We start from the raw sequence: 14,002 nt of genomic DNA on the forward strand, positions 1-14,002 counted from the left end.
GTCCAATACGTAACATCACATTAGTTACAGGTAGCCGCAGTCCGAATTAAATCAGGTAGCAGTGAAATATTGTTTAGGCCTAGCAGCCTAACTTTAAGATAATGCCAAAACGAAATTTTATGCCTCAGGCAAGTCTTTTTTAACCTAGCAAAAATATCTCGACACCTTCGTCCTGCTTCACTGCGTGTGCTGCCGTTTATTTTTCGTTTTTTGATGTAATCCCGAATATCGCGTTCACTCAGATTGTTGCCCATACGTTTTAAGGCAAGATTCAGTGTCAGGTAAGCTGTTTTGGTGCTGCACATCGATTGGAATTGAGGTTTGATGTCTTCCGTTGAGCCCAGCTTGTAGGCTTTCAAATCTGGGTAAATTTGCCAAAGTTGTTCGCGCGTATCGGCAACGGCTTTAACATGCTCGGAATTTAAGGGGATCAGACGATTGATGATGCGTTCGGCATGAATCCAACACAACGCATGGTCAAAAACATTAAACTGTCCGGCATCATCGCTGACAATACTCAGGCTAGAATAGATGCCCTGGGCTAACAGGCCCTCCATTAAAGCCCCCTCGCTGATAATTCTCCGATGCTGCTGGTTCTTGATGCCCTGCTGATCCAGCCATTTCTGCCAATTGAGAGCGGTTTCAACACGCACTACCTTATCGGCAGGATCGGCTAATGGCAGGCTACAGACCACTTCACTCGCAAATTCAAGCTCAAGACGTGCTAACAGAGCACGCGGTAATCCTTGTTGCTCCATATACACGAAGCCGCCGGCATTCAGCACATAGAAAGAGTCGCTGCCTTGGCCTAAACAGCTTAGAAAATTAATGCGGTTTTTGCTTGCCGTGCTACTAAACCAGGCAAACAGCTCATTGCCGATATGGGTGCAATAGCCATTTTTACCATCATGACGCGGCCCGGTATCATCGGTATGGATATACTGCGATACGGACAGTCCCGCTTGGAGTAATTGGTCTTTTTCATCCTGGAATAGATCGAAATCAACGGTGATAAACTGGCTTAACCGACCGCTGGAGATATCAATTCCCAAATCCAGTAACTGCTTCAACAGCAGCGGTTGGGTGACATGTTGATGATGGTATTGATAGAGGATGAAGCTGATCAAATTGTTGCCAAAGTGGCAACCGTTGAGATCCTCGGGTAGTTGTCCTGAAACATAGCTACCATCAAGCGTTTGATATTCAGCTAAACGATAGCAGGTGTTGAAGGTCTCGAATTTAATATCTTGAATGACTACTTTCCGATACCCCTTAAAAATTGAACCTTCTGGAATGTTATCGGGTTGGGTATCAATAGTGGCATCAATTTTAAGGTGCTCGGTTTTACTGCGTTTCGGCCCTTTGTTCTTTTTTGACTTGTCGCTGTCGTTACCATTCTCATCTTTACCCTTGGCTGGATCGTCGTCCATCTTACTGGGTTTTATTTTTGGCTTGATCGTTTCGCCCTTGAGCTTGAGTATTTTTTGCTCCAGTCCGTCGATCTGTTTTTGCTGCCACTCAAGCAATTCCAACAACACATCGACTAGCGGCGTGCGATCTTCTTCGCTTATTTTAGGTAATTGTGACTTGAGTGAATCCATGCGCCTATTTTAACCTGAATCTTAGGTTTTACTTGTAACTAATGAGAAGTTATTCCAATATTTCGGATAGTTTTGATTTGATTAAAAATAGTCTGGAAGCATCCCGCGTATGAAGATGTGGCCAACGACGATAACAGTCTGCCATCCTAAAGGCTCCATGCCTTAACAGGACTCATCCTATAACAAATGTCCAGCGTGGCGAAGACGTACTATCAACTTAAACAGGGGCAATTGAATTGTTACAATATTTCGGACAGTTTATGCGGCGATAGCGCAATAATTACAGAGGGCTGCAAAGCCCGGGCTGGATTTTATGGCAGCAAAGTCCAGCCCTAAGTGGCAAGAAAACCTTTCCAATAAATGCACATTGAATTTACGGGTTTTCCAACTGGCGATGGAAATGACGTCGCGGCCCGCAGCTTCCAAAGCTTGCTGCTGAAGTCGCTTGGCAACCACACTAGTACTTAGTCAGCGTTGATATGTCGGATGATAACCCCCAAATATAATGCCTTTACATTGACATGAATAAACACCATTGAAAAAGAAATACATAGTACGACTAACGGAAGATGAACGCGCTTATTTGGGAAGTTTGATTCATACCGGAAAAGTGGCCGCTCATAAAAGGCTACACGCTGAAATACTGCTCAAAGCGGATATTAGCGAGTTAGGAGAAAAATGGCTGGAAAAGCCGTACTATTGATGGAGAGAATGAAGCCCGTTTGATCGCGTTAAGTTGTGGCGATGCACCTGAAGGGCTTAGCCGCTGGACATTACGTTTACTTGGACAGAAGATGGTTGAGCTGGGTTATATTGAAAGTGTATCGCATGAAACTATCAGGCTAACTTTAAAAAAAACGAGTTAAAATCTTGGCAAAATAAAGAGTGGTGTATTCCGGCTAAAAAAAATGCTGAGTTTGTTTGCGCTATGGAAGATACCCTTGAGGTTTACAAGCGACCTTATAATGAAGCGCAACCACTGATTTGCATGGATGAAAGCAGTAAGCAACAGATTAAAGACACGCGAACACCAATACCTGCAAAGCCGGGTACTATCGCTCGGTACGACACCGAATATGAACGTAATGGCGTAAGTAATGTTTTTATGTTTTTTGACCTCTTGCAGGGCAAACGAATTGTTGAAGTAACCGATCAAAGAACGGCTATTGGTTGGGCGCATCAAATTCGTAACCTGTTTGATGTCCGTTACCGGCAGGCTAAACGTATTACCCTGGTTATGGATGATCTGAATACCCATACTGGTGCCTCTTAATATAAGGCATTTGAGCCAAAAAAAGCGAGAAGGATTCTTGAAAAACTGGAAATACACTACACGCCCAAGCATGGCAGTTGGTTAAATATGGCCGAGATAGAATTAAGCATTCTGTCGCGGCAATCTATGGATCGCCGCATTCCAGATCAAGAAACTTTAAAAACAGAAATTTCCGCGTGGCAAGAAAAAAGAAATACTATTGCTTGCCCTTATATCTTGATTCTGATCCCTCAAAAGACCAGAATCTCCGATTGATCACTGGGAGAGTGGCGAGGAAGTCTTGCCCATCCTTAGGCTTAGAGCCTGTATTTATAAGGTTGAAGTCTCAATAGAAATCGGTCTGCCATTTTAAGTGATTAACGTCATAATGAGAATTGCTGTGTCACGTTTCGGTTTTATGATACTTATTATGCATGTGATAGTATTGAAGACAATAAAAACTGACCTCCTCCATTCCATTTTACTCCATCGAGGCTACTTGCTGGTGTTGCGTTTTTTTATTTGAGGAGTGCTTAACTATGGTTTGTTGTGTAGATTTATTCATGAAAAACAAATCGCTGTGAAAAGCTTCTTTATCTTCGTTTCATCATTCACAGATATACCTACCAAATAATTGCTATGAAAAAAAATTTACATGCAGAACTAAGACAAAATAATCCTTTGTTTATAACTATTATTTGTATCGTGCTTGTTGCTTTGAACCTTAGGCCCAGTATGGCCTCTTTCGGGCCACTACTGACGCAGATTACTAATTCTATCGGCATCACTTACACACAAACTTCATTACTGACAATGTTACCTGTGATTGCCATGGGTATTGGAATGTTTTTTGGCGGAAAAATTAAGTCGACGATTGGCTTGGTTCCCGCAATATTTATCGCCTTGATTCTGATTGGAGTAGCAACGGCAGCCAGGTATTTTTACTTTGATGTCACTAGCCTGATTACGACGGCTATCATTTCAGGACTCGGAATTGCGATCATCCAAGCCCTTATGCCAGCTTTTATCAAGAGTAATTTTACGAATACGCCGCTGTTAATGGGCTTTTATGCAACGGCAATTATGGGTGGTGCGGCTATTTCAGCCTCTTTATCGGCATTGCTGGCAAATAAACTAAATAGTTGGCAGCTATCTTTAGCAATTTGGGCTATTTTTGCACTTGTTGGTTTAATTGCATGGAGAAAGATTAGTCTTATTACCAAAAATCTTGTTAACCAACCGACGAAGAGTGAGAAAACTCAGGATAATTTTTTTACGAACCGAAGAGCTTGGCTATTAGCATTGTTCTTTGGTTTTGGCACCGCGACTTACACTTGTGTTTTGGCTTGGCTAGCTCCTTTTTATCTGGACCTTGGTTTTACGGATCAAGAGGCAGGGATGATATTGGGTTTATTAACGCTATTCGAAGTTGTTTCCGGACTGATTATTCCTATGCTATCCGCAAAAAAGATTGATCGAAGAGGGTATTTATTATTACTTTTGTTGTTCGTAGCTATAGGTTTTATTGGCCTTGCATTCTCCCCGCTAAAATTAGTAATTCTTTGGCCTGCGTTGCTAGGTATTGGCATTGGCGGGTTATTTCCTATGAGCCTTATTGTGTCTATGGACCACATTCACAGCCCTAAACGAAGCGGTAATCTGACAGCCTTTACTCAAGGTGTTGGTTACATCATCGCCGGCCTTTCACCGCTGATTGCGGGCTTTATTCGTAGTGAAACTAATAGTTTTCAGTATTCATGGTTATTATTAGCGCTCGTTATGGTCATAATGATACCTATGGCGCTGAGTTTCAATCCGACTGGATATAGTGAAAAATTTGATTGAAAATAACTGCTGTCAGATTAAAGCCCTAACCCCGCTTTTTCAAAGCGGGGTTAGGGCTAATTGCATAAAATTTAATGCAGTACCTTCAATACACTCTAATTTTTGGCGCAATGAATGGGTGCCTTACTAATTAGGTAAATTAAAACTAAGGGGGTGGCGTAGCGAGCCCCTCTTGAGCGAAAGGCTGAACATCGTTAAAACACCAATGCCATGGTTCATATTGGTAACCGCAGTGGTTGCCAATGGGATAAGAAAGATAATAGCCAAATTTAACGGCATGTGCATTAAGCCAAGCAAATGCAGCTGTTTGTTCGAATTCGACTTCAAGCGGACGACTACCTGGAGTTGTTATATCTACAGCGCGTCCGGTATGGTGCTCGCTGAAACCAGGTGGAGCAGATACGGTGAGAATTTCTTCAACAGCCATTCCAGCTGCGATCTTTCGACGAATAATCTCGGTTTGGCGGTTTACACTACGGAAAGCCGAGACAATGAAAAGTTCGATTCCGTCATTGTGGGCCGCGATCTTGAGATTGCGCCAAGTCTCTGCAGCGGCGGCGACAAGCAGATGATATCTTCCATCGGCTCCGATTTCTGCAACTTCGAAGCTGCTGGCTTCTTCGTAAACATGCAGGCCACGCGCCACTATCAATTCACTTTTAATTCCAAGTGCTGTGTTTAGAGAGGCGAGATGTGGATTCATGATCAAGTAAGATACTCAACGATAAGTAGACGTCTATTAAACCAATACTTCGGACAGTTTTGCTTTGATTAAAAATAGTCTGGAAGCCTGCAGCGTGGGAAGATGTAGTCAACGACGATAACAGCCCAACACGCCAAAGGCTTCCATGTACTTAATAGAACCCATTCTGCAGCAAATGTCCAGTGTAGCAAAACCGCAACGTAAGTTTATGTTCATCTTGCTAACAACCCTGACGTATCTGCCGGGACGGGTAAATTTCCGAAACCTTGGCCGTTATAGTCCTCTGAATGAAAAAACCTTTTCGAGATGGTTTCGTCGCTCGTTCGATTTTGTTACCTTCAATTTATTGAGCTTGAAGGATTTAACAGATAAGGGTGAATGGTTAGCAGCAATTGATGCCAGCTTTTTACCTAAAAGCGGTCGCAGCAGTTACGGCCTGGACTGGTTTTGGAACGGTTCACAGGGACAGGCTGAACGCGGACTGGAAATTTCACTACTGGCCTTGGTGGATGTGACACACAACACAGCCTATACGCTGTCGGCTTATCAAACGCCCGCTTTGCCCAAAGCACCGAAGGTACCTGAAGTCGTCAAAGAGTCGACCTTAAATAGCGAAACCAAGGTGGCTCAAGATGTCGAGAAGACACCGAAGAGCAAAGCCGAGAAAACGCCCAAAGAAACCCGGATCACCCGGGTAGATAGCTACCTTGATCACGTCAAACGCGATACCAAGGGACTGTTAGGGAAAATCCGTTATCTGGTCGCGGACAGCTTTTACGCGAAGACCAAGTTTATTAATGGCGTGGTGGAACATGGCCTGTACGTGGCCAGTAAGTTACGGCATGATGCCGATCTGCTCTGGTTATATACCGGTGAACAAAAAGCCAAAGGTCGACCTCGCAAGTTTGCAGGCAAAGTGTGTTTTGATGATTTATCACGCTTTGAACTGGCCGGAGAAATCGATGGCCAGCACGTCTATACCGCTATCGTCAATTCGCCAACGTTCAAACGTACTCTGCGGATTGTCTATATCGTGCGAGAAGAAAAAGGCAAAACCTATACGGCATTATTATTTTGCACTGACACTGACTGTGCGGCGCTGGACATCCTGCGCTATTACAAAGCAAGATTTCAGATTGAGTTCGTGTTTCGCGATGCCAAGCAATACACTGGACTATGCGATTGCCAAGCGACTTCCGAAGCAAAGTTGGACTTCCATTTCAATGCTTCACTGGCCGCACTGAATTTGCTGCGTCTGGAAGACCGGCAACAGGCCGTGGAAGGCTCAGGTCGCCATGTTATTTCGATCGCCAGTTGGAAGACCCGTAAATTCAACGCCCATTTATTGGAAAGGTTTTCTTGCCACTTAGGGATCGACTTTACTGCCATAAAATCCAGTCAAGGCTTTACAGACCTCTGTAACTATGGGGCTATCGCCGCGTAAACTGTCCGAAGTATTGGGGTATATTCATGGTTTGATAGCCCCTGATGCTATAATTCTAACATTATTCTTTGATGAAACAGGATTGATAGCAATGAGTTGGTTTGGCACAGTTGTAGGTGGAGCATTCGGATTTTTGCTTGGTGGACCTTTAGGTGCCATTTTAGGTGCCTCCGTTGGCCATCAGTTTAGCAAAGGCTTAACCGGTATAGAAACCGGTGAAACGCTCAACTCCGGCGATCAACACCGAGTCCAAACGGCTTTTTTTACGGCCACTTTTTCAGTGATGGGCCACATTGCCAAAGCAGATGGCCATGTCTCTCCAGAAGAAATTTCGCTCGCCAACCACGTCATGAGCGAAATGGCTCTGACCAGCGATATGCGGGTAACCGCGATCAACCTTTTTCAACAGGGTAAACAAGCAGATTTTCCACTGGATGAAGTGTTGGCTCAATTTTATAAAGAATGTCATCGCCGTACCGATTTACTACGCATGTTTCTGGAAATCCAGTTACAAGAAGCTTTTGCCGATGGTACCTTGGCGGTTAGCGAAGAAAAACTGCTTTTACATATTTGTAGTCACTTAAGAATTTCCCGGTTTGACTATGAACGCTTGAAAATACAACTACTAGCTCAACAGCGCTTCCAGGGTAGCAGCTCTTATAGCCCAAAAATGCCATCAAAAAGCAGCCTGCAAGATGCTTATGGGGTTTTAGGCTTAACACCTCACGCCAGTAAGGTCGAAGTCAAAAAAGCCTATCGCCGCTTAATGAACCAAAATCATCCGGATAAATTGGTCGCGAAAGGATTACCTGAAGAAATGATGCGCCTGGCTAAAGAAAAAACCCAAAAAATCAGCAAAGCCTACCAAATTATTCAAAAAATTGGTTAATAACCCTAAATTATCTGACACGAGCCTAATCGTCTAAATCACAACTATCCCGTTATTGGGTGTTAGAATATGTGACGATATTTCTACTGAACTTAGATACCTATTGACTCATTAAAATGAAGACAACCCCATCATCGTTAATAATACTATCTATTTGAGGACACTATGCGGAACCTGAAGCTTTTAACCGCGATAATTGGTACGACACTGGCCATCGCTATTGTTTTATTTGTCACCTTCCACTTTATATTTCTTGATCTGTTTGTGGATTTATGGTGGTACCAATCAATAAAACTTGAAGCTTACTTCTGGCTAAGACTGCTCTACAAATTCTTTCTTTCCGGTGGAGTAACGCTGGCATTTTTTACCATTTTCTTTTTCCATTTCTGGATTGCCTCGCGTTATCTGGGTTTAAATCCGCCCGATGAAATTTTTAATAATATAGATAAACGCAAACGTTTCCAGCGCTTTGCCGGCACTTTTATGAGCGGTTCGGCAAAGATATACACCCCTATATCGCTGATACTGGCTATATTTGTAGCTATTCCGTTTTATAATCAATGGGAAACGACACTGCTATACTTTTTTGGCAGTAATTCGGGCGTAAATGAAACCGTTTACGGCAATGATGTCAGCTTTTATATGCTGTTCTATCCGACTTACATGTTGATTCAGCAAGAACTCCTGGAAACTGCCGCACTGATTTTCTGCATGGTTGGTATTTTATATTGGCTGGAACATGTTTTTATACCCAATCAAAGCCTCGAATTTCCGGTAGGGGCCAAGATTCACCTAAGTATTTTAATCAGCTTTGTTGTTGGTTTTGTCATCTGGGGTTTCATGCTGGATCGTTTTACCCTGCTTTTTACAGATATTCACGAACCCATATTTTATGGCCCCGGTTTTGTAGAAATGCGCTATTTATTACCACTCATCTGGCTGGAAATTTTTACTTTCCTGGTAATGGCAATAGCGGCAGGCCTGTTTATTTTTTCAGAAAAACACCGGGTTAAAGCACCATTTTTAATATCTCTGACTATTTTTCTCTGCGTCGCAGGCTTACCAAAAATTCAATTTATCCCCAATTTAATCCAAAAGTATATCGTCGATCCGAATCCCGTTAAAACCAATAAATCGCTTATCCAGCACAATATTGATTCGACACTGGCAGCTTACGATTTAAATAATATCAAAATCGTTAATACAACTATTAAGCTTAATGCTACAGAAGATATAGATACTTGGGGCACTCAAAAACGCTTTGAAAATATTCCGGTATGGGATAGAGAATTTATTATTGACAGCTACAAGCAACTACAGGAAATCAGGCCTTATTACAATATACTATCTGTTGATGAAGATCGTTATTTTGCCCTTGGTCATACCCGACAGGTTAATCTGGCCGCCAGAGAAGTTAATACCTCCAAATTGCCACCTGAGGCGCAAAACTGGGAAAACATCCACTTGCGCTACACGCATGGCTACGGTGCTGTAGTTACCCCGGCAGCGCAGGACGCCGATAAACCTCTGGATTGGTATTTACGTGATTTAAACATGAGCTCCAATGTCGGATTTAATGTCGAACACCCGGACATTTACTATGGCGAGGAACAGTATGACTATGCCATCGTTCCCAATAAACTTGATATTGTTGGAATTGCCGGCACTGATCCAGGTGTAGCATTAACTTATCACGGTGACGGCGGAATTCCGATTGCCTCCCTGTTCAGAAAAGCCTTGTTTTCTTTTTATCTTAAGGATGAAAAAATATTTTTTTCATCCAATATATCTACAGAAAGTAAAGTCAAAATACGCAGAAATATAACCGAGCGCATTAGTCGACTAACTCCTTTCCTGCACCTGGATAAAGACCCTTATCTGGTTATCAATAAAGATCGGTTTTACTGGATACAGGATGCCTATACCTTATCCGATAAATATCCGGTTTCACAACCGGCAGCTGATGACTTTCTGGGAGGTAAACAGAATTTTAACTACATCCGTAATTCCGTCAAGATTGTTGTCGATGCCTATGATGGCGATGTGGATTTTTATATTTCAGATCCCTCTGATGCTATTATTAAGGCATACAGCAATGCGTATCCGGGATTATTTAAACATCTGGACGAAATGCCTGTCGAATTAAAGAAACATTTACGCTATCCTCGTGATCTTTATTATATGCAGATGAAAGTGTATGCCAAATATCATCAGCTAAGTCCTGAATTATTCTACGAGCAGGCCGAAACCTGGGCGCAAGCGAATGTCCGTGGAGAACCGGTACAACCTTATTATCAGACCATGGACTTTGGAAACTGTAAAGATATTGAAGAATTTGTCTTAATTGAACCAATGACACCAGTCAATAGAACCAACCTCAGTATGATTGGCGTTGCCGGGATACTGGATAAAGCCAACTGTAATCAAAATTACAAGCCAGGCATTACCATTTACAAATTTGAAAAAGATGTTCAGGTTAATGGCCCGGCTCAAATTGAAGCATTGACTCAGCAGAAACCTGAAATTTCGGAACAATTTACCCTATGGAATCAGGGCGGTTCACGGATTGAAATGGGCCGCATGATTATTCTGCCAATGGGAAATACCGTGCTTTATGTTCAACCCATCTATATAGCCTCACTCAAAGATAAAATGCCCCAACTAACCCGAGTGATTGTTTCCATTGGCAACGAAACGATTATGGATACAACCTTATCGTCAGCCTTTAACCGCTTAAAACAAATTTTCATTAAAAATGCCTCGGAAAGTGAGCAAACAGCGACTTTTAACAACATTCTGGGACAGATGGAAAAGTAAGTAATAAAGCCGGCGGACTCATTTCGCCGGCTATTTTAGTGCACAGAATAGCTCGCAATAAATAATCTGCCAAAAAGTCATACCATAAACCCTGTTTATAATGGGAATCCATGGCACTTTTGCAGCGGATATTTTTACGAATTACTCGGCATCAAACTTCCCGGTTAACACACCAACTCAACAAGCCGGTCTTCCCATCTAATTAAGGTGCTTTTATAAATATTTCAGTTATTATTCCCACCTACAATCGCTGTGAGTTATTAAAACGAGCATTGCTGTCAGTCCTTTCCCAAACCTTACTTCCCACTGAGGTAATGGTGATTGATGATGGCTCTACCGACGAGACCAGCGTCATGATTGACAAAGAATTTCCAGCGGTAAATTATTACTATCAGGAAAATCGGGGCGTTAGCAGTGCACGAAATTTGGGAATACAGCAATCAACAGGGGACTGGCTTGCCTTTCTGGACTCCGATGATGAATGGTTGCCTGACAAACTAAGCCTGCAAGCAGGCGCTTTATTGGCTGATCCGGCAAGCAAAATTTGTCACACTGAAGAGCAATGGATACGTAACGGCATCCGTGTCAATCCGCCAAAAAAATACGCCAAAAAGAGCGGCTGGATATTTACCGAGTGTTTGCCACATTGTGCGATATCACCGTCTACCACTCTGATACATCGCTCCATATTTGAAAACGTAGGGTTATTTGATATCACGCTGCCAGCCTGTGAGGACTATGATTTGTGGCTTAGAATTACCGCAAACTATCCCGTTTTATTGATAGAAGAGCCACAAATCAAAAAATACGGTGGACATGAAGATCAACTATCACAAAAGTTTTGGGGCATGGACAGGTTTCGAATCAACGCACTGGAAAAAATTCTTGCTACCGGTCAATTATCTAACGATAACCGGTATGCAGCAATCGATATGCTATTAAAAAAAGCCGAAATTCACTTTAATGGTGTCACAAAACGCGGAAAAAAAGAGGATATCTATTACTACCAGCAGCTTATTAAACACTACCAGGAAGCTGTCAGAGATTAGCAACCGCAGTCTGTTTTCTATTCTCGGACAGCCCCTTGTCTGCCAAACACCCATATAAGAACAACGAAGCTGCTTGCCGTACCCAAGTATCAATTTCAGCCTCGTCGGGAGCTTGCTCCAAGCCGAGTTGCAACTTCTGAAAGCGTTCACTGCGTATAACACTTAAGAATTGATCAGCAAGTACACCCGGGTCTATTGCAATAAAATAACCGGCTTGCTGCTGTCTGGCGAAAAACTGTGCCAGATAGAACGAATTGCGCTGTGGACCTTGCTCATAAAATTGCAGCGCAAGATCAGGGAATCGTATCGATTCGCCAATTAATATGGCACGTATACGTACCGCATCCGGATGGATAATTCCTCTTAGAAACTGCTTTGCAAAAGCGATCAACGCCTCCTCCGGCCGACCTTCCAACGTACTGTCCTCGGATAAACCAGTAACAAACGAATCCGTATAACGCTTTATAACCGCACCAAACAGTCCGGCTTTACCGCCAAACTCATTATAAATAGTACGCATTGACACGCGCGCATCCTTGGCAATAATTTCCAGACTCAGGTTGCCGTAACCATTTTCAAGAAAAAGCTGGAGAGCAGCATCCAGTAATCTGTCACGACTTAAAGACTCCTGACCCTTACGTGGTCGTCCACATTTAATCATAGATATACTTATAAAATTTAGTTGACTTAGGCCTATATCATAGACTAAATTAAACGGTAAGATCAATTACCATTTAACGGTGCTTCGAACAGTTTTACTTTAATTAAAATCAATTATCGTAATGTAAATCAGGAACTAATTCCTAATCTGTTCGTTATCGCACAGACCAAGTTCGGTCTCGTTTGTAAAATCTGCAAAAAATGATCGAAAATAGTATTCCTTAGCTTACTCATGACTAACTTATCAGGATATTCTCATGAACAATACTTCGGACAGTTTTGATAATTGGTACTTCACGACTAACAAGCCTTATGGCGATTTGTGAGTGATTAAATCAAACTTATGCAAGATACAGAGTCACATAAAACGCTAACTAATTAAAAATTAAAGAGTTATTTGTCAGCATTACAATCAGATTTTTGAGATTATTTGTTAAAAAAAATATCATTTCAATAGATTAAAACTGACCAAAGTATTGATTTTATTTATAAAAAAAACAAAGGTATAAAAGGAATGATAAAAAACACACGCATGCCAGTGCAACCTCTCCATCGCTCAAGTCAACGCCGGGGATTATTGCAACACATGCAGCCAAGTCTGTTGGCATTTATCACCCTGATAGCGATGAGTGGCTGTGCAAACAAAACCGAACCTGATGCTAAAGCGGCTCAAGCTAAATTGCCCGGCGTCAAAGTTGCCCAAGCCTTAATACAAGACGTCACTGAATGGGATGAATACATCGGTCGTATTGAAGCGATAAGCTCAGTAGACGTAAGAGCCAGGGTCGGCGGCTATTTGGAAAAAGTAAATTTCAAAGCCGGAGAAATGGTAAAAAAAGACGATCTTTTATTCTTGATTGATCCCAAACCGTTCAAGGCCCAACTGAATTACGCAGAAGCGGAACTTGAACAAGCCAAAGCCAAACGTGAATTAGCCAAAAATGATATGGCCCGAGCCGAAGGCCTGTTCCGTGGTAAAGCCATTTCAGCAGAAGAATACGATGCCCGCAGTAAAGGCTTGCGCGAGACTGCTGCTGCGGTTCAATCGGGAGAAGCTAATGTTGCCACCGCCAAACTAAATCTGGATTTTACCAACATACGCGCACCAATAACCGGACGAATTGGCCGCGAGCTGATCACTGAGGGTAATTTGGTCGGTGGCGGTGGCGCTGATGCAACCCGACTGACTTTTATTGTCTCTACCGATCCGGTCTATGTCTATGTCGATGCCGATGAACGATCAGTATTGAAATACCGGCGTCAATCCCAGCAAGATGGCAGTGATAATATCGGCGCGAGAAAAACTCCTGCCCAACTGGCTCTAACTGACGAGACTGACTTCCCTCATCCGGGCACTCTCGATTACATATCGCCACGTGAAGATGCAGGCACTGGCACAGTATCATTAAGAGGTGTATTTGCCAATCCTGACGGCTTGTTAAGCCCCGGATTTTTCGCTCGTATGCGCGTTGGCGGTATTGCACCTTATCCGGGTATTCTTTTACCTGATCAGGCCATAGCAACGGATCAGTCACAACGGTTTGTGTGGGTAGTTAATCAGGACAACCAGGTCGAATATCGGAAGGTTGTTTTGGGTGCTCATATTGGCCAGTCACGTGTCATCACAGAAGGCTTAAAGCCTGAAGAATGGATCGTTATTGAAGGTCTGCAAAAACTCAAACCAGGCATTAAGGTTGAGCCGGAACGGATTTCGCTCACCGAACCTCATAACGAGAAATAAG

General features: G+C 42.8%; 11 protein-coding genes and 1 pseudogene. 8 read left to right on the forward strand and 4 right to left on the reverse strand.

Going from position 1 to position 14,002, the window contains the following annotated elements; translation table 11 throughout:
• Window positions 1-20: 20 nt before the first annotated feature.
• Window positions 21-1,601 (reverse strand): hypothetical protein, encoded by a 1,581-nt coding sequence (locus KKZ03_RS06405; protein ID WP_243220689.1) that lies wholly within the window; start codon window positions 1,599-1,601, stop codon window positions 21-23.
• Window positions 1,602-1,859: 258 nt separating this feature from the next.
• Entirely contained in the window at window positions 1,860-2,057 is a 198-nt protein-coding gene (locus KKZ03_RS06410) for a hypothetical protein (protein WP_243220690.1), read from the reverse strand.
• Window positions 2,058-2,136: 79 nt separating this feature from the next.
• On the opposite strand from KKZ03_RS06410, the gene KKZ03_RS06415 reads away from it, so the two are divergent.
• The 3 genes and pseudogenes from KKZ03_RS06415 to KKZ03_RS06425 all read left to right on the forward strand — a co-directional run bounded on the left by KKZ03_RS06415 (window position 2,137) and on the right by KKZ03_RS06425 (window position 4,698).
• Window positions 2,137-2,304: a hypothetical protein gene (locus KKZ03_RS06415; protein ID WP_243220691.1), complete on the forward strand. Its 168-nt coding sequence runs from the start codon at window positions 2,137-2,139 to the stop codon at window positions 2,302-2,304.
• A gap of 285 nt (window positions 2,305-2,589) precedes the next feature.
• Window positions 2,590-3,129 (forward strand): annotated as a pseudogene (locus KKZ03_RS06420) (IS630 family transposase).
• Between the two features lie 363 nt (window positions 3,130-3,492).
• Entirely contained in the window at window positions 3,493-4,698 is a 1,206-nt protein-coding gene (locus tag KKZ03_RS06425; protein WP_243220692.1) for a cyanate transporter, read from the forward strand.
• A gap of 145 nt (window positions 4,699-4,843) precedes the next feature.
• On the opposite strand, the gene KKZ03_RS06430 is transcribed toward KKZ03_RS06425, so the two are convergent.
• Window positions 4,844-5,401, reverse strand: a complete 558-nt coding sequence (locus tag KKZ03_RS06430; protein ID WP_243220693.1) for a D-alanyl-D-alanine carboxypeptidase family protein — start codon at window positions 5,399-5,401, stop codon at window positions 4,844-4,846.
• A gap of 145 nt (window positions 5,402-5,546) precedes the next feature.
• Here KKZ03_RS06430 and KKZ03_RS06435 point away from each other — a divergent pair, with 145 nt between their 5' ends.
• The 4 genes from KKZ03_RS06435 (at window position 5,547) to KKZ03_RS06450 (ending at window position 11,600) form a co-directional block, all read left to right on the forward strand.
• Window positions 5,547-6,845 carry a transposase gene (locus KKZ03_RS06435; RefSeq protein ID WP_243220694.1) on the forward strand — a complete coding sequence of 433 codons (1,299 nt, stop codon included), beginning with the start codon at window positions 5,547-5,549 and terminating at the stop codon, window positions 6,843-6,845.
• A gap of 91 nt (window positions 6,846-6,936) precedes the next feature.
• The gene (gene djlA, locus KKZ03_RS06440; RefSeq protein WP_243220695.1) at window positions 6,937-7,734 is read left to right on the forward strand and encodes a co-chaperone DjlA; all 798 of its coding nucleotides are present in this window, start codon (window positions 6,937-6,939) and stop codon (window positions 7,732-7,734) included.
• A gap of 165 nt (window positions 7,735-7,899) precedes the next feature.
• The gene (locus KKZ03_RS06445) at window positions 7,900-10,551 is read left to right on the forward strand and encodes a UPF0182 family protein (RefSeq protein ID WP_243220696.1); all 2,652 of its coding nucleotides are present in this window, start codon (window positions 7,900-7,902) and stop codon (window positions 10,549-10,551) included.
• A gap of 233 nt (window positions 10,552-10,784) precedes the next feature.
• On the forward strand, window positions 10,785-11,600 hold the full coding sequence (locus KKZ03_RS06450) for a glycosyltransferase family A protein (protein ID WP_256452011.1): 816 nt from the start codon (window positions 10,785-10,787) through the stop codon (window positions 11,598-11,600).
• On the opposite strand, the gene KKZ03_RS06455 is transcribed toward KKZ03_RS06450, so the two are convergent.
• Window positions 11,590-12,261 carry a TetR/AcrR family transcriptional regulator gene (locus KKZ03_RS06455; protein ID WP_243220698.1) on the reverse strand — a complete coding sequence of 224 codons (672 nt, stop codon included), beginning with the start codon at window positions 12,259-12,261 and terminating at the stop codon, window positions 11,590-11,592. The two genes, KKZ03_RS06450 and KKZ03_RS06455, sit on opposite strands and share 11 nt — an antisense overlap.
• A gap of 513 nt (window positions 12,262-12,774) precedes the next feature.
• Here KKZ03_RS06455 and KKZ03_RS06460 point away from each other — a divergent pair.
• Entirely contained in the window at window positions 12,775-14,001 is a 1,227-nt protein-coding gene (locus KKZ03_RS06460; protein ID WP_243220699.1) for an efflux RND transporter periplasmic adaptor subunit, read from the forward strand.
• Window position 14,002: the final 1 nt, after the last annotated feature.

The sequence above is a fragment of the Methylobacter sp. S3L5C genome (genome assembly GCF_022788635.1).
Taxonomy (GTDB): domain Bacteria; phylum Pseudomonadota; class Gammaproteobacteria; order Methylococcales; family Methylomonadaceae; genus Methylobacter_C.